This is a genomic window from Ensifer sp. 22460 (genome assembly GCF_052044935.1).
In the GTDB taxonomy this organism is placed as follows: Bacteria; Pseudomonadota; Alphaproteobacteria; order Rhizobiales; family Rhizobiaceae; genus Ensifer.
The window spans coordinates 201,669-226,034 of the sequence record NZ_JBQENZ010000001.1; the positions used below are offsets into that span (position 1 = coordinate 201,669).

Below are 24,366 nucleotides of genomic sequence, written 5' to 3' on the forward strand. Positions count from 1 at the left end.
TTTATAAAGATCGCGATGCTCGCGCTATCAGCCGTGAGCGATCGGCGCACCCCAGCTGCCCCAGATGTAGATGGAGAAGAAGAGGAAGAGCCAGACGACGTCAACGAAGTGCCAGTACCAGGCGGCCGCTTCGAAGCCGAAGTGCTGCTTGGGCGTGAAATCGCCACGCAGGGCACGGATGAGGCAGACGAGCAGGAAGATCGTGCCGACCAGAACGTGGAAGCCGTGGAAGCCGGTCGCCATGAAGAAGGTCGCGCCGTAGATCGAGTCCTTGAAGGCGAACGGAGCGTGGGCGTATTCGTAGCCCTGAACGAAGGAGAACAGCACGCCGAGCGCGACCGTCAGCATCAGGCCCGAGATCAGGCCCTTGCGGTCGTTGTGCAGGAGCGCGTGGTGTGCCCAGGTGACCGTCGTGCCCGAAAGCAGCAGGATGACGGTGTTGTAGAGCGGCAGGTGCCACGGATCGAGCACTTCGATGCCCTTCGGCGGCCAGACGCCGCCGGTGAAGGTGGCGCGGGTTGCCTGGATGGCTTCGCCCGGGAACAGGCTCGCATCGAAGAAGGCCCAGAACCAGGCCACGAAGAACATCACTTCCGAAGCGATGAACATGATCATGCCGTAGCGCAGGTGCAGCGACACGACACGGGTGTGGTGGCCCTCATGCGCTTCCTTCACCGTATCCGACCACCAGCCGAACATCGTGTAGAGAACGATGATGAGACCGGCGAGCAGGATCCAGACGTTGGCGAGCTCGAGGCCAAAGATCTTCAGCGAGCTGCCTGCGAGGTAACGCATGTAGCAGATGCCGCCGAAAGCCATGACGAAGGCGCCGATCGAGGCAAGCAACGGCCAGGGGCTCGGGTCGATGATGTGGTAGTCGTGATTCTTCTGATGCGCACCGGCCATGTCAGTAATCCCCGAAATGTCTCTCTCTTGTCGCCCTTCCGGCATAGCCGAAAAGGACCTCCAGTCAAAGTTTGTTCTCTTCCGTCTTCACCTGCGCCACCGGTTTCGACGGTTCGCGCGGGTAGAAGGTGTAGGAAAGCGTCAACGTCTTGATGTCCTTGGTCTCCACCGCCTTGACGATCTCCGGATCGACGAAGAATACCACTGGCATCTCCATCTCCTCTCCCGGCTGCAGCGTCGTCTCAGTGAAGCAGAAGCACTGTACCTTGTTGAAATAGGCACCGGCCTGCATCGGCGTGACGTTGAAGGTCGCCTGGCCCGTCGTCGGCTTCGACGACAGGTTCTTCGCCCGGTACATCACCTGCACGGTTTCGCCGATGCGGATATCGATGTCGCGCTGGACCGGCTTGAACTCCCAGGGCAGACCGCCCGAGGTGTTCGCGTCGAAGGTGACCCTCACCTTCTCGTCCAGGATCACGTCCGAAGCCTGCTCGACGCGCTGCGTCGTACCGTTATAGCCGGTGACGCGGCAGAACATGTCGTAGAGCGGCACGGCGGCATAGGCCATGCCGACCATGCCGGCGACGAAGGCAAGGCAAGTGCCGACGACGACGCGGTTCGAGCGCTGTTTGGGCGTGGTTTCCGATGAATTCGTCATGCCATCCCGCCTCAGTTGACCATGCCGTTGCCGAACTTGATCAGCGTGACGATGTAGAACAGGACGACAAGCCCGAAGAGGACGAAGCCGAGCGCGATGTTGCGACCGCGGCGCGATTTCTTCTGGGCATCAGTGAGCTTGACGGTTTCCATCAGGCAATACTCCCGGCGTGCAGCCAGATATTGACGATCAGGTGATCCGCCATCAGGGCGGAGAAGATCACGAACAGATACATGATCGAGAAGGCAAACAGCTTCTTGGCGGGCAGCATGCGCTCATCCGTCTCAGGCATGCGCAGCACGCCGATCGAATACCCGATGAAGCCGAGACCGAGGGCCGCTGCCACGAGGCCGTAACCGATGCTCGCGAAACCGAGCAAGGTGGGACAGATACCGATCAGCGCGGTCAGCACGGCATAGATGACGATCTGCTTCTTGGTGGTCGCCTGGCCGCAGACATTCGGCATCATCGGCACGCCGACGGCGCCATAGTCGCCCATCTTGAAGAGGGCAAGCGCCCAGAAATGGGCTGGCGTCCACAGGAAGGTGATCAGGAAGAGAACGATGCTTTCGATCGATACGGCGCCGGTGACGCAGGCCCAGCCGATCATCGGCGGGAAAGCACCGGCCGCACCGCCGATGACGATGTTCTGCGGCGTCGAGCGCTTCAGCCACATCGTGTAGATGACCACGTAGAAGAAGATTGTGAAGGCGAGCAACCCGGCTGCGAGCCAATTGACGGCGAGCCCGAGGATGATCACGGAAAAGGCGGAGAGCGTCAGACCGAAAGCCAGCGCTTCCTGCGGCAGGATCTTGCCTGCCGGGATCGGGCGCTTGGCGGTACGGCTCATCACTGCGTCGATATCGGCGTCATACCACATGTTCAGCGCACCGGAGGCGCCGGCGCCGACGGCGATGCAGAGAATAGCGATGAAGCCGATGAAGGGATTGATGTGGCCCGGCGCGAGCACCAGCCCGGCAAGTGCCGTAAAGACGACGAGGGACATGACACGTGGCTTCAGAAGCTCGAAATAATCGCGCGCAGAGGCTTCGGACAGGCGCGCAACGCCTTCCATGCCGACTGCTTCGTGATTGTCGATGACCGTCATGTCGTGTCCCTGTGCAAGTCCCGGCCGCAATGGCCGTGTGTCGCCGGTTTCCCGGCGGGGTGAAGCCGCCGGAACCGGCGGCTTCTGTTCGTTGCCCGTCACTTGATGCGCGGGAGCTGCTCCCACTGGTGGAACGGCGGCGGCGACGACAGCTGCCATTCCAGAGTGTTCGCGCCCTCGCCCCACGGGTTGTCGCCTGCGACGCGCTTCTTGGCGAAGGCTTCGAAGACGCCGAAGAGGAAGATCAGCACGCCGACGGCTGCGATGTAGGAGCCGTAGGACGAAACCATGTTCCAGCCGGCATAGGCATCCGGATAGTCGATGTAGCGGCGCGGCATGCCGGCGAGGCCGAGGAAGTGCTGCGGGAAGAAGATCAGGTTCACGCCAATGAACATGACCCAGAAGTGCAGCTTGCCGACGAACTCGGAGTACATGTAGCCGGTCATCTTCGGGAACCAGTAGTACCAGGCCGCGAAGATCGCGAAGACGGCGCCGAGCGACAGAACGTAGTGGAAGTGAGCAACCACGTAGTAGGTGTCGTGCAGCGAACGGTCGAGGCCGGCGTTGGCGAGCTGAACGCCCGTGACGCCACCGACGGTGAACAGGAAGATGAAGCCGATCGCCCAGACCATCGGGGTCGTGAAGCGGATCGAACCACCCCACATCGTCGCGATCCACGAGAAGATCTTAACGCCGGTCGGAACAGCGATAACCATCGTCGCGAAGACGAAGTAGCGCTGCGTGTCGAGCGACATGCCGACGGTGTACATGTGGTGCGCCCACACGATGAAGCCGACGGCGCCGATCGCGACCATGGCGTAGGCCATACCGAGGTAGCCGAAGATCGGCTTGCGCGAGAAGGTGGAGACGATGTGGCTGACGATGCCGAAGCCCGGCAGGATCAGGATGTACACTTCCGGGTGACCGAAGAACCAGAACAGGTGCTGGAACAGGATCGGGTCGCCGCCGCCTTCAGGCGCAAAGAAGGCCGTGCCGAAGTTGCGGTCGGTGAGCAGCATGGTGATGCCGCCTGCCAGAACCGGCAGCGAGAGCAGAAGCAGGAAGGCGGTGATCAGAACCGACCAGGCAAAGAGCGGCATCTTGTGCAGCGTCATGCCCGGAGCGCGCATGTTCAGGATCGTAGTGATGAAGTTGATCGCACCGAGGATCGAGGATGCGCCAGCGATGTGCAGGCCGAGGATCACGAAATCCATGGCCGGCCCGGGCATGCCCGATGTCGAGAATGGCGGATAGATCGTCCACCCGCCGCCTGCACCATAGGCACCGGCCGGTCCCTCGACGAACATCGACAGGAGCACCAGCAGGAAGGCCGGGATGATCAGCCAGAAGGAGATGTTGTTCATGCGCGGGAACGCCATGTCCGGCGCACCGATCATGATCGGAACCATCCAGTTGGCGAAGCCGCCGATCAGCGCGGGCATGACCATGAAGAAGATCATGATGAGCGCGTGCGCGGTCGTGAACACGTTGAACATGTGCTTGCCGCCGTCGATGGCAGCATCACCCTCGAAGCCGTAGACCATCTGCGCCAGACCGTGGAAGATCTGGATGCCCGGCTCCTGCAGTTCGGCGCGCATGAACACCGAGAGCGTGCCGCCGATGATGCCCGCGAAAATCGCGAAGATCAGGTACAGCGTGCCGATGTCCTTGTGGTTGGTCGACAGGAACCAGCGCTGAAAGAAGCTCAGAGGCTTATGCGCATGGTCTGCGTGGCCATGATCGGAGTGATCATGGCGTTGATCGTGATGAACGGCTGTTCCAGCCATGGGTCGAGCTCCCCTTCCGATTACTGTGCGGCGTTTGCGGCGACGTCGACGGTCTTGGCCGCATCGATGGACGCCATGAGCGCCTTGTTCGCATCGCCGAGATTGGTAGCGGCGGCTGCGAGCCAGGTGTCGTATTTTTCCTGCGAAACAACGCGGATCGCGATCGGCATATAGGCGTGATCCTTGCCGCAGAGCTCGGAACACTGGCCGTAGTACAGACCTTCGCGGTCAGCCTTGAACCAGGTTTCGTTCAGGCGGCCGGGAACGGCATCGATCTTCACGCCGAAGGCAGGCATTGCGAAGGCATGGATCACGTCGGCGGCGGTGACGAGGACACGAACCGTCTTGCCGACTGGAATGACAACTTCGTTGTCGACGGCGAGCAGGCGCGGATATTCCTTCTTGTCTTCCTTGCCGAGGGCGGCGCGATCTTCATCCTTCACCAGCAGGCTGTCGAAGGAGAGCGGGCTTTCGCCGACTTCATATTCATAGGACCAGTACCACTGGTTGCCGGTCGCCTTGACTGTCAGGTCCGGATTGGCCGGCGGCGTGAGCTGCGCGGTCAGGAGCTGGAAGGACGGAATGGCGAGGAAAAGAAGCACGATGACCGGACCGACGGTCCAGACGACTTCGATGGCGGTGTTGTGGCTGGTCTTGGAGGGAACCGGGTTAGCACTCTCGCGGAACTTGACCACGACGATGACCAGCAGGAGGAGAACGAAGAGGGTGATCGGAATGATGAACCACAGGGTATAATGTTCAAACCACGTGATTTCTTCCATGATGCCCGTAGCGGCCGACTGAAAGTTTGTCTGCCAATCGACAGGCTTGTCAGCAAAGGCGCTCGAAGCAAAAAGCAGACAGGCAAGCGCTGCCAGAACTGCATAAGCCTTGTTTTTCACAATATGTCTCCCCAATGCGCTTGATCAGGATCAAACCGGAACGCAGAATCCCTGCGATACTGCTGCGCTTCAAACCACAGTTTGTCCGATGCCGCAACATCTGACCAATCAACCCCATGCGGCATTTTTGCACAAACGCATCTTTTCACACAGGCACCCCTTAGAAGCCGTCACGAATCGACTTATATGACGTCTTCCGCGCCCCTAAAGGCGCGATCGCACGCGGTTCGCGCGGCAACACACGGGATAGGGCCTTAACCCGCCCAATTTCCGCCATATGACGCTGGAATGTGCCCCGCAGGGCTTTTCATTTATTCCCGCGCGCTTCAAGAATAGCCCTGATGATTCGACGTTTTGAGGTTTACATGGGCCTGCCCCTCTTTTCGCGACTGTCGGCCTTCGCCGCCTTCGGCCTTGCCGTTCTCGCTCTCCCCGCTCAGAGCCTGGCCCAGCAGCCCGCCGGAACACCCGGCACGGTCAAGTCCAACCACGGCGCGTGGTCGATCGTTTGCGATCAGCCGGCAGGCGCATCCACCGACCAGTGCGCGCTGATGCAGAACGTCATTGCCGAGGACCGGCCGGAAGTCGGCCTGTCGGTGGTCGTGCTGAAGACGGCGGACCGCAAGGCGAAGATCCTGCGCGTGCTCGCTCCGCTCGGCGTGCTGCTGCCAAACGGCCTCGGCCTCAATGTCGACGGCAAGGATATTGGCCGCGCCTACTTCGTGCGCTGCTTCTCCGACGGCTGCTATGCGGAAGTCGTGCTTGAAGATGAATTGCTGAAGACCTTCCGCTCCGGCGCGACGGCGACCTTCATCGTCTTCCAGTCGCCGGAAGAAGGCATCGGCATCCCGGTCGATCTCAAGGGCTTCGGCGAAGGCTACGACGCGCTGCCGTGATCGGTCGCCGGACCCCACGCAAACAAGACACAGGGCCGCGCTTCGAGCGCGGCTTTTTTATTGGCAGCCGCCGGCACAAACGACAAAGCCCGGATCGACGATCCGGGCTTTGTCGTATTTAGAGACGTCAAGCTTTAGATGATATCGGTTCCGGCGATCTTGATGCCGAAGCCTTCGAGGCCGACATAGTGGCGCTCCCGCGAGGCAAGAAGGCGGATAGAACTGATGCCGAGATCCTTCAGGATCTGGGCGCCGAGGCCGATTTCCAGCCATTCGTTCTCGCGCGCCTGCGCCTCGTCATGTGCTTCACGATCGTGTTTGCCCTTGCGGGCCGTTTGCGACACGCCGACGCCGACCGATCCTTCGCGCAGGTAGACGATGACCCCCCTGCCCTCGTCGGCCATGCGCTTCATGATGCGATCGATCTGGCAGTCCTTGCCGAACACGTCGGCGCCGACATTTTCGAGATGCAGGCGGACCGGAATGTCAACGCCATCGCGAATATCGCCGAAGACGACGGCGAGATGCTGCATCGGATCCCAGGGCAGCGAATAGGAATGCCCCTTGGCCGCACCGTAGGGTGTTTCGATATCGAAGGATCCGCCCTGCTCGATCAGGGTTTCCTTGCGTTGGCGGTAGGCGATGAGGTCGGCGACCGAAACCTGTTTCAGCCCATGGGTCTCGGCAAAGCTCGCGACCTGCGGTCCGCGCATGACGGTGCCGTCATCGTTGACGAGTTCGCAGATGACGCCGATCGGCGGCAGGCTTGCGAGCTTGCAGAGGTCGACGGCGGCTTCCGTGTGACCGGAGCGCATGAGAACGCCGCCTTCGCGGGCGACCAACGGGAAGATGTGGCCCGGGCGAACGAAGTCCGTCGGCCCGACATTGGGGTTGGCGAGGTTGCGCACCGTCAACGTACGGTCATCGGCGGAAATGCCGGTCGTGGTGCCGTGCTTGAAATCGACCGAGACGGTGAAGGCCGTCGTATGGGCAGAATCGTTTTCAGCAACCATGGCATTGAGGTTGAGGCGTTTCGCCTCCTCGCGCGGCATCGGCGTGCAGACGATGCCCGACGTGTGGCGCACGATGAAGGCCATCTTCTCCGGCGTGCAATGCACCGCGGCGACGATCAAATCGCCCTCGTTCTCGCGGCCGTCATCATCGGTCACGACAACGATTTCGCCGGCCTCGAAGGCGCGGATGGCGTCGACGACACGCTTCTGGTCATAGGACATGGTGCTCTTCCCGAAATAGAGGGCGAATTACTTACAGCGCCGCGTGTCTCGTAGACGAGCAAAGGTCGCTGTAACACTTTAAGTTGCTGCATAATTTTGTCCTTAAATCGATTCCGATTTAAGGAATTATGCAGTAAGCCGGCCGGTCTGGCCGCGGTCACGCAGGTAGTGATCGGCGATCGTGCAGGCAAGCATCGCCTCGCCGATCGGCACGGCGCGGATGCCGACGCAGGGGTCGTGGCGGCCCTTGGTGCGGACATCGACTTCCTTGCCATCGCTGTCGACCGAGCGGCGCTCGGTGAGGATCGACGACGTCGGCTTGATGGCAAAACGCGCGATCACGGGTTCGCCGGTGGCGATGCCGCCGAGAATACCGCCGGCATGATTGGAGAGGAAGACCGGCTTGCCGTCGGCGCCGATGCGCATCTCGTCGGCGTTCTCCTCACCGGTGATCTCGGCCGCACCGAAGCCGTTGCCGATCTCGACGCCTTTGACGGCGTTGATCGACATCAGGTTGGAGGCAATGTCCTGATCGAGCTTGGCATAGATCGGCGCGCCGATGCCGGCGGGCACGCCCTCGGCGACCACTTCGACGACGGCGCCGATCGAGGAGCCGGCCTTGCGGATGCCGTCGAGATATTCCTCCCAAACCGGCACGATCTCCGGATCCGGCGCGAAGAAGGGGTTGTTGCCCACCTCGGCCCAATCCCAGTTGGCCCGGTTGATCTTGTGCTTGCCGATCTGGACGAGGGCGCCGCGCACGACGAGCCCCGGAACGACCTTGCGGGCGATGCCGCCGGCGGCAACGCGCGCCGCGGTCTCGCGCGCCGAGGAACGGCCGCCGCCGCGATAGTCGCGGATGCCGTATTTCAGATCATAGGTGTAGTCGGCGTGGCCAGGACGGTAACGCTTGGCGATCTCGGAATAGTCCTTCGAACGCTGGTCGGTGTTCTCGATCAGCATGGAGATCGGCGTCCCGGTCGAGATCATCGTCTCGCCGTCCTCGTCGAACATCACGCCGGAGAGCACCTTGACGAGATCATCCTCGCGGCGCTGCGTCACGAAACGCGACTGCCCGGGCTTGCGCTTGTCGAGCCAGGCCTGAAGTTCGGCGAGCGTGAAACGGACGCCGGGCGGGCAACCATCCACCACGCAGCCAAGCGCCGGGCCGTGGCTTTCGCCCCAGGTGGTGACGCGGAAGAGGTGACCGAAAGTGTTATGCGACATGAAGGCTACCGGACCTTAAGCAAGCAACGGCCGTACGTTTTTCGTACACGGATGCCCTCTCTTAGTGGAAAGCCGGGGACGGGGAAAGACTTTTGCGCCTGCCGCCGTCGCTTCGTCACGATGCCAGGCGCAGGCCGCGGTCGGTCGCAAAGGCGAGGAACTTCTCCGCGCTCAACGGCCGGGAGAAGGCATAGCCCTGCAGGACGTCGCAGCCGAGGATGCCGAGCATCTCCGCATGTGCCATCGTCTCGACACCTTCGGCAACGGTCTCGATGTTGAGCGAGCGGGCGATCTCGATGATCGAACGGACCAGGGCCTGCTCCCGCCGCGCGCTCAGAACCGGAACGACGAGCTGCCGATCGATCTTCAGCCGCTTCGGCTTGATCTTCAGCAGGCTGACGATCGAGGTATGACCGGTGCCGAAGTCATCGAGCTCGATATCGATGCCGAGTTTCTTGATACCTTCGATGTTGGTGGCAACGATGTCGTCGCTCTCGTCGAGGAAGATCGATTCCACCAGTTCGAAACAGATCTGGCCGGGCGCGATGCTCAAGCCTTCGAGCGAGGACAGCAGATCATCCTCCTGAAGCCGCTTCGCCGAAACGTTGACGGAGATCTTGGGAACTCTGAGGCCGGCGGCCGCCCAGCGCATGTGGTCGATCAGCGATTTCTCCAGCACGAGGCGATCAAGCGCCGCCATGACATTCAATTCCTCCGCGATGCCAAGGAAACGATCCGGCGTCAGGATGCCCTCACGCGGGTGGTTCCAGCGCACCAGCGCCTCCACCCCGCACAGCGCAAGCGTGGTCGCGTCGAACTGTGGCTGATACCAGGGTTCGAACTCGTCCCGTTCGATGCCTTCGAGGATCTCGTCGGCGATCCGCTTGGCCGTCACCACTTCGGCCTGCAACACCTCGGTGAAGAACTGATAACGATTACGGCCCGCCTCCTTGGCCCGGTAGAGCGCGATATCGGCATTGACGAGCAGCTTGCGCGCATCGATCTCCGCGCCACGGCCCACCGCCACACCGATGCTGACACCGAAGCGGCAGGGAAAACCGTTGTAATCGACCGGCTGGCGCATCGCGGCGATGATCCGGTCACAGCGCGCCGCCAGCGCCGCCTCGCCCGGCGCACCGGTGACCGCGACCACGAACTCATCACCACCGATGCGGGCGATGATATCGCCGGGCCGGATATTTGCCCGGAGGATTTCGGAAGCGTGGATCAGCATGGCGTCCCCGGCTGCGTGGCCGAGCGTGTCATTGATCTGCTTGAAACGGTCGAGATCGATATGGAGGATGGCGATATCCTCGAGATCACCGGCCCTCGCCAGCCGCTCCAGCGCCTTGTCGAGCATGCGGCGATTTCCAAGACCGGTCAGGGGATCGTGCAGGGCGTTGTGCTCGATCCGTACCCGCGCCTGCTCCAACTCGGCGTTCTTCGCATCCGCCATCGCCTTGGCTGCCCGCAACTGCTCGGTCATCAGCACGTCTTCGGTGACGTCGAGCGCCATGCCGACGAATTTGCGTGCGCCATCCGGCGCCACATGAAGCTTGCCGACCGACCGGATGTGGCGGACGCCGCCAGCCGGCAGAAACACGCGCGCCTGGTGCACATAGGTCTCGTCCGCCGCGATTGCGCGGTTGACCGCGTCCAGCGCCGGCGCCCGATCATCGGGATGAAGCGCGGTGAGCCATGTCTCCTCGTTGGTGGTCCCATCGGTGTAGACGAGGCCGTAGAGCTGGTGCATGCGGTCGTCCCAATAGGTCAGTCCGCTATCGAGGTCCGCCTCCCACATGCCGCATCGATAGGAATCGAGTGCCAGGTCGAGCCGGCGTGAAAGCAGTTCAAGATCCTGCTCACGCTCGTAAAGACCTTTCAGTGCCTGTTCGAGCTCGAGGTTCTGTTGATCGACCTGGGCCTTGGCCGCAGTCAGCCGCTCGGTCTTCATAACGTCGTCTGTGACGTCCCAACTGATGCCGGTGACCTTTGCGCGCCCATCGGCGCCGCGGTGGCTGGATCCGACGTTGCGGATGTGGCGCAAGGTTCCGTCAGACAGCACGACCCGGTATTGCGAGCGATATTCCAGGCCGTCGTCCAGGCTGCGGAACAGCGCGTTGGCGGCGATGCCGATGTCCTCCGGATGCACTGTTGCGCGCCACTCCTCATAGGTCGGTTCCTCCAGATGGACCTCCAGCCCATGCAGGTGGAACATGCGATCGTCCCAGGAGCGCTGCTGCGTTTCGACGTCGATCTCCCAGACGCCGATCTTGGACGCGTCGAGCGCGAGGTTCAGCCGGTGGGAGAGCGTCATCACCTCCCCTTCCCGCGCTTTCAGCTTGGCAATGTTGCGCTGCCGTTCGTTGAAGAGCCCGCCGGTCAAGAGGATCGGGATTACCACGATTGCGACAGCGGCGGCGATCGCCAAGCGAATGGCATCGATGTTTTCGGGAAGCTGGTCCCACTCGCCAACCGGCATGGCTGCGAGCTCCCAAGCGCCACCCGCCAGATCCAGCCGACGCGTCACCGGTGCCTTGCGGAAAAGCGCGTCGTCGCCGAAGAACGCATCCTGGATCCGCTCCTGCTCGGAGATATCCCTGATCGCGAGGTGAACGTCGACGTGGCGATGATCCTTCGTCAGTTCCGGCGTTTCGCTACCCGCCTCCAGAAGACGCGCGGCGCGATAGAGCGCCCTTTCATCGATGATGGCCTCGACATAGCCCCAGCGCTCCATCCGTCCCTGGATCTTGGAAAAGACAGGCAAGAAAAGCTCGAAGCCGTTGCGGCCGCTCGGCAAGCGAATGGGGCCGATCATCACGGGTCTCACCGTCGACGATGCGCGTTCTATCGCGTGCCTTGTCGCGCCGAACCTGTTGAAATCGGTGCCGACGAACCATTGCTGGCTTTCACGCGGAAAGGCGATCCGCACAACACCGGCGGGCGCAGCCGAAGCGCGCACCATCTGCGGGTTCTGGAGAAGAAGCTTCGTTGCCATGACGGTAAAATCGTCAGGCGTCATCGCCGGGTGCACGCCGATGCTGTTGGCAAATCCGTTCAGCGCGGCGATGTTGGTGTTTATCTCCGATTGCAACCGGTTGGCGATGAGGTTCAGTTCGTTCTCGACATCGATCCTGAGGTCACTCTGGAAGTTTTCGCGATTCTGCCGCTCATAGACGTACCCGCCGGCAAACACGACGAGGCCGGCGATCGCCGCTGGTATGAGCGATGGTTTCGCAAATCTGGCTGCCGCCCGAATGCGCTGGCGCAGAACGTCGATGATCTTCAATCTTTTCCCCTCGATCCCCAACCAAAGGTAGCGAGCGAACCTTAAGATTGGCTTTCGTCACAAATCCTTGGAAAACCCTATGATTCATGGGGAAATCAATATTCCGCCTCCCCTACTTCGACGCTCCCCCGCTTGAAAAAAACGATGTCGCCGTCCAGTCTTGCGGCGTCGGACAGGCCATCAAAAAACCGGGGCCTGACGGCCAAAAGCCAAGTTACAAGGCAATTTTTGCCACAATCGGGGACCAAGGGTGATGACAAGAATGTTCGCAGAATCGTTGAAAAGGGCAAGAAAGATGCGTTTTGTCATTGCCGCGCTCATGGCCGCCGCCGGCTTGCTTTCGCCTTTGTCCGCTCTTGCGGAAAGCGCCGACGTGGAAGCGACCATTACGGGTGTCGACACCGAACGTCTCAGCCTGCAGCTCGATGACGGCAAGAGCTACCAGGCACCCGAAGAATTCAATTTCGAGGGCCTGAAGGAGGGCGTGAAGGTGCTGGTCTTCTATACCGAAGTCGATGGCAAGCGGGTCATCAACGACCTCGAAATCGTACAGTAAGCAGCGACCCGTCCCTCAGATCACGCAATTCCGGACGGGAAACCGTTCCATACTTTTCCTGGCATTGCTTTGGGGCGGGTTATCGTTCCGGCCGTCAGATCCAGCCGATGGCACCGCCGGAAATGCGCAGAAGGCGATCCTGCGGGATCGCCGCAGACGCAGCCTCTTCGGCCTCCATTTCTCCAAAGAGCTTGAAAAGCGATCGGATGACACCGCCGTGGCTGACGCAGACGGTCGGCTTCGTCACGTCCTTTAGCCAGGCGGCAACACGCCAGGACAGGATTTCGTAACTCTCGGCATCAGGTCCCGGCGGAATGAAGTCCCACTTCACCGCGCGCCGTTCGGCGATCCTTTGCGGCGCCGAGCGCTTGAGCTCGGGAAGCGTGTGCCCTTCCCAGTCACCGAAGGATACCTCCTTCAGCCGTTCGTCGGTACGGTAGGCGGCGGGATCGAGCCCCATCGCCAGCCTCACGCGCTCCATGGTCTCGCGCGTGCGGCCAAGCGGGCTCGCGACGAAATCGAAATGCGCGGCGTCGGTGCCGAGGATACCGGCGAGTGCTGCGCCATTGCCGGTCGCCTGCTGGCGACCGAAATCATTGAGCGGGATGTCCTTCTGCCCCTGGAGCCGGCTTTCGGCATTCCAGTCGGTCTGTCCGTGACGGATCACATAGATCAGCACAACATGTCTCCGGGCAGCGGGGCCGTCGAACCGGCAAGCCGTGCCGATCAGTCCTTGAGCACGGAGATATCGGGCGCGTCCACCGCCTTCATGCCGACGACATGGTAACCGCTGTCGGCGTGGTGGACTTCACCGGTGACCGAACGCGAGAGGTCGGAGAGCATGTAGAGGCCGACGTCGCCGACTTCCTCGATCGTCACGGTGCGGCGCAGCGGCGCGTTGTACTCGTTCCACTTGAGGATATAGCGGAAGTCGCCGATGCCGGAGGCGGCCAGGGTCTTGATCGGGCCGGCGGAGATGGCGTTGACGCGAATGTTCTTCGGGCCGAGGTCGACCGCGAGGTACTTCACGCTGGCTTCGAGCGCAGCCTTGGCGACACCCATGACGTTGTAGTTCGGCATTACCTTTTCGGCGCCGTAGTAGGTCAGGGTCAGCATCGAGCCGCCATCGGTCATCAGCTTTTCAGCACGACGGGCAACCGCGGTGAACGAGTAGACCGAAATCTGCATCGTCTTGGCGAAGTTCTCGGGCGAGGTATCGACGTAGCGGCCGGTGAGTTCGTCCTTGTCGGAGAAACCGATCGCGTGCACCACGAAGTCGATCTTGCCCCATTGCTTTTCGAGCGTATCGAAGACGGCGTCGATGCTGGCTTCGTCGCTAACGTCGCAATGGCCGGCCATGAAGCCGTCGATCTCGGCGAGCAGCGGCTCGACGCGCTTCTTGAGCGCATCGCCCTGATAGGTCAACGCAACTTCACCACCCTGCGCGTGGATGGCCTTGGCAATGCCCCATGCGATGGAACGGTTGTTTGCAACGCCCATAATGACGCCGCGTTTGCCCTTCATCAGACCGGATGCCTGAGCCATGGTAAGTCCCCAATACTATTTCCAGCAACGGCCGGCGCCGGTGCCAAAGTTCACAAATGTCATAGACACCCCACCGAACGGGTGCGGCAAATTGTCGAGAATTGCCTATGGCATAGTGGCAAGGGTGGTTCAAGCGCGCCTGAGATCAGGAACTGTTAGTCCCCGTAATATTGGTTCAAAGTGTCAGCGAACTGTCACAAATCGACCGTCACAGATAGAATCCGTCGCGCTGCGACTTCATCAGATCGGTCACCTTCTCATCCGGCGTGTCTTTCAGGACCAGCCGCAGCTCCACCAGGAGATCGCCATGGGTCCCGTAGGTTCCGGGCAGGCCCTGGCCTGCGAGACGGATGATCTTGTCCGAACCGGACCAGGCCGGCACGACGACGGTGACCGGACCAACCGGCGTCTCGATGCGCTCCTCGCAGCCGAGGACAGCACCCTGCAGATCGATCGGTAGGGTCGTGAGCAGGTCAAGGCCACGGGTGCGGAAGGTGCCGCTCTGATCGACCCTGAGCGTGACGACGACATCGCCGCGACTCATGCCGGTGACGCGATAACCCTGTTCCGCCAGGCGAATGGTCTGCCCATCGACGGCACCCGGGGGAATTTGAACCTTCAGGCTCTCGCCATCCGGAAGTTCGACAGTCAAGCGCTGGCGATTGATCAGGTCCCGGATGCTGACAGCCAGATCGACGGTAAGGTCGGGCACCTTCTCGGCGGTCTTTGCTGCGCGGCCGCGGATGCGCCGGACGATGGCTGCGACGAGTTCGGCTGCGGGCGCTGCGGCGCGCTGCATGAGCGGCGTATCCGTCCTGGCGACGGCTTCCGGCTGCGCCTCGGCCGCGGGTTCAGGCTTTACCTCGGCAGCTTGAGCCGTGCGTTCCGGCTCCTTGGCCGCTGTCGGTTTCGGCGCGGGCTTGGGCGATGGGTTCGCCGCCGGCTTCGGCGATGGCCGGGCCGACTTGGCACGTGCTTCGGCGCCGAAGATCTGCGAGATGGCGTCCTCGGCGGTCTCCGCGTCGACGGGCGCCTCCTCCTGCACATTGCCACGCATCTTTGCCTTCATCGCCTCCATGCGACGAAGCTCGGCCTCGCGGCGCGCATAGTCGTAGCGACTCCTGAGCTTCGGATCGCGCAGAAGCTCATAGGCCTTGCCTGCCTCGGCAAAGCGCTCGGCGGCAGTGGGGTCGTCCTGGTTATGGTCCGGATGCACGGCCTTTGCCAGCGAACGCCAGGCCGCCTTGATTTCGTCCTGCCCGGCGTTGCGCCGGACACCGAGGATCGCATAGGGATCACGCATGGCTTCTACCATCTTCTCTGATCGGCGGCCTCTCCTTGATGCCCGCCTTATGCCCCGAATGAAGGCGTCATTGTCGCCCGTCCACTGAGCATCGATGATCTGGAGAACTTGCTAAATAGTGGTTAGCCGCAACGGCGCCACCGGCTCTGGAATGAGCGTCGCGGACGATCGTTCGCACTTTTAGAGAATTGTGGTTAATCGCGAATTTCCGAGCGCTATCTCAGGCGCGCGGGCCGAAGCTCGTCAGATACCAGGCGCCATCGCCGCCCTGGCACGTGCTGCCGTCGAACTTTGCGATGCCCTCGTAGGAATGGCGCGTCGTGGTGAAGCGGCGGCAGAGCATGCCGCTCGCGCGGTCTTCCTGAATGATGCTGATGACACCGGCGCTGCCAGAAGTCGCGTTGGCCCAAGGGATCGGGTTGATGCTACCGCCACCGAGTTCGGCCGATGTCACGGCATTGCGGACCATCACGGCGTCGGAGAGGCCATCGGAGGTCTTGGCGACGGGAACGGTACCCGTCGCGACCGTGCGGTCGACGCCGCTGCCAAAGAAATCGAGGCCCGCGCCCATGCAGCCAGAAAGCACCAGGACCGGCAGGCAAATTGCCGCGCTACGCAGCAAGGCGAAGGAATACCCCTTCTTGGTATCGATCCACTTTGCTATGTCTTGCACGGCAATCCTGTCAGACTCGCTGGAGCCGCACGCTGCTCGAGAAGGTCAACGTACAGGCTCCGACATTTTTGATGCGGAAACACCGGTCGGGTTCATCCCGAAGCATTTCCGCGCCAGACATCACGGCATTGGAAGGCAATAATGGCGGCGAATGAGTTAACAAGCGGTGACTTCACCGAATCAAATGAGCCCTTTTCCCTGTTTGGCACATGGCTGAAGGACGCGGAAGGCAGCGAAATCAACGACCCGAACGCGGTCGCGCTTGCCACCGTCGACAGCGACGGATTGCCGAACGTCCGCATGGTCTTGCTGAAGGGATTCGACGAACGCGGCTTCGTTTTCTACACGAATTTCGAGAGCCAGAAGGGCCAGGAAATCCTTGGCGCCCGCAAGGCAGCCATGTGCTTCCACTGGAAATCCCTGAGGCGTCAGGTGCGCGTGCGCGGTCCGGTCGAGATCGTGACCGACGAAGAGGCAGACGAATACTTCAAGAGCCGGCCGCGCGGCAGCCGCATCGGCGCCTGGGCATCGAAACAGTCACGCCCGCTAGAAGGCCGCTTCGCACTGGAAAAGGCCGTCGCCGAATACACCGCCCGCCACGCACTCGGCGAGATCCCGCGCCCGAGCTATTGGTCCGGCTTCCGCATCCGCCCGACCTCGATCGAATTCTGGCACGACCGCCCGTTCCGGCTGCATGACCGGATGGAGTTCCGTCGCGCAACACCCGAAGGCGGCTGGGAAAAGGTGCGCATGTACCCTTAATTGGCGGCCGTTCAGGCGCCCGCCAAGCGGAATGGGATGCCGGACGCCAGCGCCGAGACGTAACGTGCCCGCTGGAAATGACCATTCAGCGAAATGCGCGGCAACGCATGAAGGCTGAATTTCGCGCGTTCGACGAGCGTGCCGGGCTGGGTGGTGACCGCGAGGGAAAAACCGAGATCGGCGACGATGCGATGATCGCGTGCCGAGACGGCTGGTGCGTCGCCATAGGGATAGGCGAAGGCCAGAGGCTGCCGGCCGGTAATGGCCTCGACACGCTCCGCCGACTGGCGAATTTCTCGCCTTGCGTCGTCGCCGCTCAGGCGCGCGATTGAGCGATGGCTGATCGTGTGCGCGCCGAGGCTGGCCAGCGGGCTTTCGATCAACCGCCGAAGCCCTGTCTGATCCAAAGTCAGCCGTTCGGTAATCGCCAGCGGATCGATGCCGTGTTCGATCGCTACGGCGTTCAGCAATGCAATGGCCGTCGCTTCATCGCGGCTATGAACGACCGCCGCGACACGATTGAAGGCCGTCTGCTTGTCGGCAGTCGTATGCGTTGGCAGCGTCTCGACACCGTGACCGAAGTCGAACCGCAGCGTCTCCTTCGTCGCGAGCACGTCGGCGAGCGTTTCCCACCAGAGCGTATGGGTTCGATCGATGAAGCCCCCAGTGACAAACACGGTGAAGGGTGCGGCATGGCGCTCGAACACGGGCAGCGCATGCACGAGATTGTTCCGGTAGCCGTCATCAAGCGTAAGACAGGCGATCGGCCCGCCTCCGGCGGCCAGCGCATCCGGCAACTGTTCGAGCGGGACGAAGCGATAGCCGTCACGCTTCAGTGTCGTCAAAGCTGCGTCGAGGAATTCCGGCGTGATCTCCAGATGGGCGTTGGGATCGAAGGCACGCGCAAGCCTCGGCCGGACATGGTGCAGCGTGAAGATCGCCCCCTTGCCGCGCGCACCACCCATCAGCCCGACGCGGCTCAGCCCTCCGGCGACCTCCAGTCCGCCGGCGATGGCGGCGCGGCGAACAATTGTCGCGATCGTGCTCTTGATGTTCGGCCCCATGTTTCCCCGCGGCATACAGGCCTGGAAAGTTAACGGCGAGGGCGTTAAACCTTGTTGAACGGAGAGGACATTCATTGGCCATTTACCACGGCCCCGAAAACAGGGCGGGACCGCCACATTCCGCCCTAAAGTTGCAACAAAGACACGCACCTTGTCACAAAACGAAACAGCTTTGCGCCCGGCCGACGGCGCTTTCCGACGGGGATCGACATGAAAACTTTGCGCTGCCTCCTGCTTGCGATCTTCGCTTTCGCGCTTGGGTCCGCAACGGCAATCGCCGGAACCGCCTCGCTGGTACTGGATGCGCGCACCGGCAAAGTCCTCTCGGCCGAAAACCCTGACGTGCTCAACCATCCGGCCTCGCTGACCAAGATGATGACCGTCTACATGACCTTCGAGGCGCTGCGGCGCGGCGAACTTTCGTGGGAGAGCAAAATCAAGGTCTCGAAGGCAGCCGCCGCCAAGCCACCGATGCGCCTCGGCCTCAAGTCCGGCATGACTATCACGGTTCGCGAGGCCGTGCTCGGCATGATCGTGCGCTCAGGCAACGACGCGGCGACGGCGATGGCGGAAAGGCTCGGAGGCTCCGAGGCCAACTTCGCCCGGATGATGACCGCCAAGGCGCGGCAGCTCGGCATGCGCAAGACGGTCTTCACCAACGCCTCCGGCTTGCCGGCCAGCCAGCAGGTGACGACAGCGCGTGAGATGGCGACGCTTGCCGTCGCGCTGATGCGCGACTTTCCCAGAGAATACCGGCTGTTTGCCACCGAGAGCTTCAGCTTCCGCGGCCGCAAGGTCCGCGGCCACAACAATCTGATGTATCGCTACGAGGGCATGGACGGCATCAAGACCGGCTATACCAACGCTTCCGGCTTCAATCTCGTCAGCGCCGTCAAGGACGGCAATCGCCGGGTGGTCGGCGTCGTGCTCGGTGGGCGGTCGGCGCGCAGCCGCGATGCCAAGATGGCGGCACTTCTCGATCGCCATGTCGGCAAGGCTTCGACTAAGATCGGGCGGCAGCTGGTCGCGTCCACCCGCGGCGGGAAGGTGGTCGAGGTGACGTCGGCCGCGACATTGGACGTTCCAATGCCCTTTGCCGCGCCCCAGCGGACGAAGCAGGATTCCGTTGCCGCTTTGATTGCGGCAACATCCACAGCCGCTATACCTGCGGAACGTCCCACCGAGGTGGCTGAGATCGAAACGACGGCGGCGGCACCGGCTGCAGCTGGCGGTTGGCAGATCCAGATTTCAGCGGCACCGTCTGCCGAGGCAGCCCGCATGCTGCTCGCTCAGGCACGCTCCGAAGCCGGCGCTCCCCTCGCCGGAGCCACACCCTACACTGAAGCTGTCGGCAAGGGCGCCAATGCCATCTACCGCGCCCGCTTCGTCGGGTTCTCGAGCCGTGATGCGGCAGCGGCCGCCTGCGATGCGCTCAAGCAGCGCTCCTATGATTGCATGATGCTGCCGTCACGCGGGTGAGCGGAGGCGGCGACAGAGGCAGCCTTCGTCATGTTTCCGCGATGATCCTGCGGAAACGATTGGCGGGCCACCAGTCACATTGCTCCTCGGTGTAGCCAAGGAGCAATCCCTCCTCGCGCTCATCTTCCGCGGCGCCGCACGATCTCGCCAGCATCCCCGTTGAACCTGAGTTCGTGGCTTGGCGTGGCGGTCTCCGGCGACGGAAATGACAGCTTGAAGACCGCCATGCAATCTTACGCCTGCGTGCCGCCGACCGTGATTTGATCCATGCGCAGATGCGGCTGGCCGACGCCGACTGGCACCCACTGGCCGGCCTTGCCGCAATTGCCGATGCCGGTGTCGAGCTTGGTGTCGTTACCGACCATGGTCACGCGCTTCATCGCGTCCGGACCGTTGCCGATCAGCATGGCGCCTTTCACGGGCGCGCCGATCTTGCCGTTCTCGATCAGGTAGGCCTCGGTGCAGCCGAAGACGAACTTGCCGGAGGTGATGTCCACCTGGCCGCCGCCGAAGGAAACGGCATAGATGCCCTTCTTGACCGAGGCGATGATTTCCTCCGGCGTCCTCTCGCCTGACAGCATGTAGGTATTGGTCATGCGCGGCATCGGCACATGGGCGTAGCCCTGGCGGCGGCCATTGCCGGTGGGCGTCATGCCCATCAGCCGGGCGTTCTGCCGGTCCTGCATGTAGCCGACGAGCTTGCCGTCCTCAATCAGAACGTTGTAGCCGGACGGCGTACCCTCGTCGTCGATCGAGATCGAACCACGGCGCGCCTCGATGGTGCCATCGTCGACGACGGTGACACCCTTGGCGGCGACCTGCTCGCCCATCAGGCCGGCAAAGGCCGACGTCTTCTTGCGATTGAAATCGCCTTCGAGGCCGTGGCCGACGGCTTCGTGCAGCATGACGCCCGGCCAACCGGAGGCAAGCACCACGTCCATGGTGCCGGCCGGCGCATCGATCGCTTCGAGATTGACAAGCGCCTGGCGCAGCGCCTCATCGGCGCCCGTCTTCCAGTTTTCCTCGGTGACGAAATCGCCGAAGCCGCGACGCCCGCCGGTGCCGAAGGAACCACTTTCCTGGCGATCGCCGTCACCGGTGACGACGGAGATGTTGATGCGGGTCATCGGCCTGACGTCATGCACGCGGTGGCCGTCGGCGCGGAGGATGTCGACAACCTGCCAGCTTGCCGCGATCGACGCCGTCACCTGCCGAACCTTGGGATCCTTGGCGCGCAGATAGGCGTCGATCTCCTGCAGCAGGGCAACCTTCGCCTCGAAGCTCGGCTCGCCGATCGGGTTCTCGTCGCCATAGAGCTTTTTGTTGGTGCGCTGCGGCGCGGCCGCATAGGAGCCGGCATAGCCGCGGGTGACCTGCGCCACCGCATCCGAGGCGCGGCGAAGCGCCGACAGCGAAAGCTCGCCTGAATGGGCGTAGCCGACCGCTTCTCCGGCGACGGCACGAAGACCGAAACCCTGGTCGGTGTTGAAGCTGCCGCCCTTCAGACGGCCGTTGTCGAAGGACAGCACCTCGGCTTGCGCATGTTCAAGAAAGAGCTCGCCGTCGTCGGCGCCGGCGAGCGTCTCCGAGAGAACCTTGCGGATCGTTGCCTCGTCGGCATCGAAGAGGCTCATCAGATCGGTGTTCATGGTGGTGCGCTCCCGCGTCGAGAAATTCTATCGCCTCCATTTAGGAAGGCCGCGGGTTCAAGCCAAGGAAAATATCACGTAAGCGATGCGTCCCAGCCTTCGAGGCGCTCCACTTTTTCGACGCCGGCAAAACGGGCAACACGCTCGAGCTCCGCATCGATGCGCTCCAGGCGGCCTGCCGACGCGCGGACGCCCGTCTCGAGCCAGAGCTTGCGCACGTCGAGGCTGCCGCGCTTGCGGTCCGCCTTCATGTCGATGCGGCCGATCATTCGGTCACCTTCGATCAGTGGAAAGACATAGTAGCCGTATTCGCGCTTGGCCTCGGGCACGAAGATCTCGATGCGATAGAAGAAGCCGAACAGGCGCTCCGAGCGGTTGCGGTCGCGCAGCAGTGGGTCGAAGGGGCTGAGCACCCGGACACGGCCCGGCGGTTCGGGAATATTGCCGAGCGCTTGCGGAAAACCGGTGAAGGCGAAGGCGGCGCGCGGGCGGCCACCATCGATCGCCTCGATCAACACTTCGCAAAGTTCATCGCGATGCTCGGCAACCCAGGTCTTCGCCTCGTCGGGGGATACGAGATCCCAGAAGGCGGCGATCTCGCCGTGGGTGGCAAAGCCCAGGCGTTCGAGCGCACTGCGGCAAGCCCAATCGATGAATTCCTGGTGGCTGACGTCGCCATCCTGATGATGCGGCGGGATCACCCGCTCGGTCAGATCATAGACCTTCTGGAAATTCTCACGCCGCGCGATCGCCAGTTTTCCGGTGCGCCAGAGCACTTCGAGTGCGGTCTTCGAGGGGTGCCAGTTCCACCAGCCACCGGATTCGTGCTCGGCTTCCTTGAGGTCGCGCGCCAGCACCGGTCCGCCCTCGGCGATGCGCTGATAGGTCTCGTCACAGCCCTTCTCGAAGCCCTCGCCGCGCCATTTTTGCCAGCGCTCGACGATCGTCTCGCCTTCCCATTTGAAGCGGTGCTTCCAGTAGCGGAAGAAGCTGCTCGGAATGATCGAGGCGTCGTGCGTCCAGTGCTCGAACAGGTCTCGATCATCTTCCAGAAGCGCCGTCAGATGTTCGCGGCGATAGGTCTGGTTGCGAGCAAACAGGATCTGGTGATGGGCGCGCTCGACCGTGGCGATGCTGTCCACCTGCACGAAGCCGATGTCGTGGATGAGCTTCAGCAGCCCCTCCTTGCCGAGCGCGCGGTTCGGAGCGCCGGAAAGGCCCTGCTTGGCGAGGAAGATGCGACGGGCGTCGCTGTTGGAAAGGCGAATCGTCATGGCGATAAGAATAGGCTTTTATTCCCATAATTCAAACTGGAGCAGGATGAGGAAATGTATGCGCCGTGTTCCGCCCGCATCTCGGTCCCGCGCCACCGCATTGCCCTTGTTGCCGGACTTGGCCTATAGAGCACCCCGAAAACGGCGCGGGCCGAAGATAGCGAGGGACGGAATGGACATCCGCTTTACCGATTGCGCGGTCCGCTTCGGCGAGCGGGTGGCCTTGCACCCGTTGAACTTGGCGCTCAGTGAAAAGCGCGTCGGTATCATCGGTCTCAACGGTTCCGGCAAGACCACTTTCGCCCGGCTGATCAATGGCCTGGTCAAGCCTTCCTCGGGTCGAGTGACGGTCAACGGGCTGAACACGGTCGAAGACGATCGCGCCGTGCTTTCCGAAGCCGGCTTTATCTTCCAGAATCCGCAGCACCAGCTGATCATGCCCATCGTTGCCGAGGACATCGCCTTCGGCTTGAAGAACCGCGGGCTTCCTCGCGAGGAAATCGACCGCCGCATGCAAGGCGCGCTGTCGCGCTTCGGTATCGAACATCTGGCACGACGGCGTGTGCACGAGCTTTCGGGCGGCGAGACGCAGCTCGTCGCCATGGCAAGCGTCGTCGTCACCGATCCGAAAATCCTCATCCTCGATGAGCCGACGAACCAGCTCGACCTGCGCAATCGACGCCGCGTCGCCGAAACGATCGAGGGGCTGCCGGAGGATACGGTGGTGATCACCCACGATCTTGCACTCGTCGAAAACGTCGACCGGCTGCTGCTCTTCCACGAGGGGCGGCTTGCGGCCGACGGCGACCCGCGCGAGACGATCCGCCGCTACCATGAGATCGCCGGATGCTGACGAGCCTGCACATCGAAGGCGACAGCCTGCTGCACCGCCTGCCGGTGAGAGTGAAGCTCATTGCACTCGTAGCCCTGAGCATCGTCCTCTTCCTCAGCGGTTCACTGGTGCTGCAGGCGATCGCCTTCGTCCTTGCCGCCGGCCTCTATCTTTCCGTCGGGCTCCCCCTGAAGGAGGCAATCGCGCGCGTCGGCATCGTCTTCCTGACGATCTTCTTTCTGGCCGCGGTCAACCTTTTTCTGCTGCCGGTCGGCGAGGTCGCGACCCTGACGCTGAGGCTGATGGCCCTGGTGCTGTTTGCGGCCGCCGTCACGGCGACGACGACGATCAGCGCCTTCATGGACGAGATCACTGTACTCTTGACCCCTTTCGAACGGCTGGGTTGGCTGCGGGCGGCCGATGTCAGCCTGGCGCTCGGGCTGGTGCTGCGCTTCGTGCCCGACATCTTCGCGCGCTACGAGGCGATCCGCGAGGCGCACCGCGCCCGCGGCCTGCCGATCCGACCGTTGACGATCATCGGGCCGCTGATCATCCTGACGCTCAAAGATGCCGATACCATCGCTGCGGCAATTGACGCGCGCGGATTTCGTCGCCAATAGATGCGAAAAATCTAATACACAGGGAACCGAACGTCATGAACACCAGAGATCTCGTCCTCATCGCCCTCTTCGCCGCGATCGTCGTCGTGCTCGGCCTCATTCCGCCGATCACGCTCGGCTTCATTCCGGTACCGATCACCGCCCAGTCGATGGGCGTGATGCTCGCCGGGTGCATTCTCGGCGCCAAGCGCGGCGCACTCGCCTTTCTGCTGTTCCTGCTTTTGGTCGCCATCGGCCTGCCGGTGCTCTCGGGCGGTCGCGGCGGTCTTGCCGTGTTGGCCGGCCCGTCCGGCGGCTTCATCATCGGCTGGGTCGTCGCCACCTTCGTCACCGGCCTGATTGCCGAGCGCGCGGTGCGCGAGGGCCAGGCGGAAACGCGCCAGTTCATCGGCTTCTTCCTCGCCTCCGTCCTCGGCGGCGTCGTCGTGCTTTATGCAATCGGCATGCCCTGGGTTTCGGCGGTTACCGGCACGCCGCTCCTGACCGTCGCCACCGGTTCGCTCGCCTTCATCCCGGGCGACCTCTTGAAGGCAGCGATCGCAACGCTGGCAGCCCGCGCCGTCTACGCCGGCTATCCGCTGCTGCCGGCACGCGCCTGAGC

General features: G+C 62.5%; 23 protein-coding genes. 7 read left to right on the forward strand and 16 right to left on the reverse strand.

Annotated elements, in window-relative coordinates; all coding sequences use genetic code 11:
- Window positions 1-27 precede the first annotated feature (27 nt).
- From ACTJKM_RS01030 to coxB, 6 genes are all read right to left on the reverse strand, one after another.
- The gene (locus tag ACTJKM_RS01030; RefSeq protein WP_057250682.1) at window positions 28-906 is read right to left on the reverse strand and encodes a cytochrome c oxidase subunit 3; all 879 of its coding nucleotides are present in this window, start codon (window positions 904-906) and stop codon (window positions 28-30) included.
- 64 nt (window positions 907-970) lie between these two features.
- On the reverse strand, window positions 971-1,564 hold the full coding sequence (locus tag ACTJKM_RS01035) for a cytochrome c oxidase assembly protein (RefSeq protein WP_057250684.1): 594 nt from the start codon (window positions 1,562-1,564) through the stop codon (window positions 971-973).
- Between the two features lie 11 nt (window positions 1,565-1,575).
- Window positions 1,576-1,716: a hypothetical protein gene (locus ACTJKM_RS01040; RefSeq protein WP_043619862.1), complete on the reverse strand. Its 141-nt coding sequence runs from the start codon at window positions 1,714-1,716 to the stop codon at window positions 1,576-1,578.
- Window positions 1,716-2,672, reverse strand: coding sequence for a heme o synthase (locus tag ACTJKM_RS01045; RefSeq protein WP_112995466.1), 957 nt, complete (start codon window positions 2,670-2,672; stop codon window positions 1,716-1,718). The genes ACTJKM_RS01040 and ACTJKM_RS01045 overlap by 1 nt, the downstream gene beginning before the upstream one ends.
- Window positions 2,673-2,770: 98 nt before the next feature.
- A complete protein-coding gene (ctaD, locus tag ACTJKM_RS01050; RefSeq protein ID WP_057250686.1) occupies window positions 2,771-4,459 on the reverse strand; it encodes a cytochrome c oxidase subunit I in 1,689 nt (562 codons plus the stop codon).
- A 20-nt stretch (window positions 4,460-4,479) separates the two neighbouring features.
- A complete protein-coding gene (coxB, locus tag ACTJKM_RS01055) occupies window positions 4,480-5,361 on the reverse strand; it encodes a cytochrome c oxidase subunit II (RefSeq protein ID WP_440659836.1) in 882 nt (293 codons plus the stop codon).
- Window positions 5,362-5,702: 341 nt separating this feature from the next.
- On the opposite strand from coxB, the gene ACTJKM_RS01060 reads away from it, so the two are divergent.
- Complete coding sequence (locus ACTJKM_RS01060) at window positions 5,703-6,257, forward strand: invasion associated locus B family protein (RefSeq protein WP_373419799.1); 555 nt, start codon at window positions 5,703-5,705, stop codon at window positions 6,255-6,257.
- A gap of 134 nt (window positions 6,258-6,391) precedes the next feature.
- Here the strand turns inward: ACTJKM_RS01060 and ribB are convergent, their stop codons facing one another.
- From ribB to ACTJKM_RS01075, 3 genes are all read right to left on the reverse strand, one after another.
- Window positions 6,392-7,492 carry a 3,4-dihydroxy-2-butanone-4-phosphate synthase gene (ribB, locus tag ACTJKM_RS01065; RefSeq protein ID WP_112995322.1) on the reverse strand — a complete coding sequence of 367 codons (1,101 nt, stop codon included), beginning with the start codon at window positions 7,490-7,492 and terminating at the stop codon, window positions 6,392-6,394.
- Between the two features lie 126 nt (window positions 7,493-7,618).
- Entirely contained in the window at window positions 7,619-8,719 is a 1,101-nt protein-coding gene (gene aroC, locus ACTJKM_RS01070) for a chorismate synthase (protein WP_058320384.1), read from the reverse strand.
- A 115-nt stretch (window positions 8,720-8,834) separates the two neighbouring features.
- Entirely contained in the window at window positions 8,835-12,008 is a 3,174-nt protein-coding gene (locus tag ACTJKM_RS01075) for a bifunctional diguanylate cyclase/phosphodiesterase (protein WP_425986469.1), read from the reverse strand.
- 295 nt (window positions 12,009-12,303) lie between these two features.
- On the opposite strand from ACTJKM_RS01075, the gene ACTJKM_RS01080 reads away from it, so the two are divergent.
- Window positions 12,304-12,564: a DUF1344 domain-containing protein gene (locus ACTJKM_RS01080; RefSeq protein ID WP_057250698.1), complete on the forward strand. Its 261-nt coding sequence runs from the start codon at window positions 12,304-12,306 to the stop codon at window positions 12,562-12,564.
- Between the two features lie 94 nt (window positions 12,565-12,658).
- Here ACTJKM_RS01080 and ACTJKM_RS01085 read toward each other — a convergent pair whose 3' ends face one another.
- The 4 genes from ACTJKM_RS01085 to ACTJKM_RS01100 form a co-directional block, all read right to left on the reverse strand.
- A complete protein-coding gene (locus tag ACTJKM_RS01085; protein ID WP_058320385.1) occupies window positions 12,659-13,243 on the reverse strand; it encodes a histidine phosphatase family protein in 585 nt (194 codons plus the stop codon).
- A 47-nt stretch (window positions 13,244-13,290) separates the two neighbouring features.
- Window positions 13,291-14,109 carry an enoyl-ACP reductase FabI gene (gene fabI / locus ACTJKM_RS01090; RefSeq protein ID WP_057250703.1) on the reverse strand — a complete coding sequence of 273 codons (819 nt, stop codon included), beginning with the start codon at window positions 14,107-14,109 and terminating at the stop codon, window positions 13,291-13,293.
- A gap of 208 nt (window positions 14,110-14,317) precedes the next feature.
- Entirely contained in the window at window positions 14,318-15,424 is a 1,107-nt protein-coding gene (locus tag ACTJKM_RS01095) for a DnaJ C-terminal domain-containing protein (RefSeq protein ID WP_057250705.1), read from the reverse strand.
- 208 nt (window positions 15,425-15,632) lie between these two features.
- Window positions 15,633-16,085, reverse strand: coding sequence for an RT0821/Lpp0805 family surface protein (locus ACTJKM_RS01100; protein WP_057250707.1), 453 nt, complete (start codon window positions 16,083-16,085; stop codon window positions 15,633-15,635).
- 141 nt (window positions 16,086-16,226) lie between these two features.
- Here ACTJKM_RS01100 and pdxH point away from each other — a divergent pair, with 141 nt between their 5' ends.
- Entirely contained in the window at window positions 16,227-16,847 is a 621-nt protein-coding gene (gene pdxH, locus ACTJKM_RS01105; protein ID WP_057250709.1) for a pyridoxamine 5'-phosphate oxidase, read from the forward strand.
- 11 nt (window positions 16,848-16,858) lie between these two features.
- Here the strand turns inward: pdxH and ACTJKM_RS01110 are convergent, their stop codons facing one another.
- The gene (locus tag ACTJKM_RS01110; protein WP_057251091.1) at window positions 16,859-17,899 is read right to left on the reverse strand and encodes a polysaccharide deacetylase family protein; all 1,041 of its coding nucleotides are present in this window, start codon (window positions 17,897-17,899) and stop codon (window positions 16,859-16,861) included.
- 231 nt (window positions 17,900-18,130) lie between these two features.
- On the opposite strand from ACTJKM_RS01110, the gene ACTJKM_RS01115 reads away from it, so the two are divergent.
- Window positions 18,131-19,390 carry a serine hydrolase gene (locus tag ACTJKM_RS01115; protein WP_440659896.1) on the forward strand — a complete coding sequence of 420 codons (1,260 nt, stop codon included), beginning with the start codon at window positions 18,131-18,133 and terminating at the stop codon, window positions 19,388-19,390.
- A gap of 233 nt (window positions 19,391-19,623) precedes the next feature.
- Here the strand turns inward: ACTJKM_RS01115 and tldD are convergent, their stop codons facing one another.
- On the reverse strand, window positions 19,624-21,039 hold the full coding sequence (tldD, locus tag ACTJKM_RS01120; protein ID WP_057250713.1) for a metalloprotease TldD: 1,416 nt from the start codon (window positions 21,037-21,039) through the stop codon (window positions 19,624-19,626).
- Window positions 21,040-21,113: 74 nt separating this feature from the next.
- On the reverse strand, window positions 21,114-22,313 hold the full coding sequence (locus ACTJKM_RS01125) for a winged helix-turn-helix domain-containing protein (RefSeq protein WP_440659838.1): 1,200 nt from the start codon (window positions 22,311-22,313) through the stop codon (window positions 21,114-21,116).
- A 172-nt stretch (window positions 22,314-22,485) separates the two neighbouring features.
- Here ACTJKM_RS01125 and ACTJKM_RS01130 point away from each other — a divergent pair, with 172 nt between their 5' ends.
- From ACTJKM_RS01130 to ACTJKM_RS01140, 3 genes are read left to right on the forward strand one after another with little or no spacing between them, the layout of a single operon-like run.
- Entirely contained in the window at window positions 22,486-23,166 is a 681-nt protein-coding gene (locus tag ACTJKM_RS01130) for an energy-coupling factor ABC transporter ATP-binding protein (protein ID WP_057250717.1), read from the forward strand.
- Entirely contained in the window at window positions 23,160-23,765 is a 606-nt protein-coding gene (locus ACTJKM_RS01135) for an energy-coupling factor transporter transmembrane component T family protein (protein WP_082615825.1), read from the forward strand. The genes ACTJKM_RS01130 and ACTJKM_RS01135 overlap by 7 nt, the downstream gene beginning before the upstream one ends.
- A 35-nt stretch (window positions 23,766-23,800) precedes the next feature.
- Window positions 23,801-24,364 carry a biotin transporter BioY gene (locus tag ACTJKM_RS01140; RefSeq protein ID WP_440659840.1) on the forward strand — a complete coding sequence of 188 codons (564 nt, stop codon included), beginning with the start codon at window positions 23,801-23,803 and terminating at the stop codon, window positions 24,362-24,364.
- Window positions 24,365-24,366: the final 2 nt, after the last annotated feature.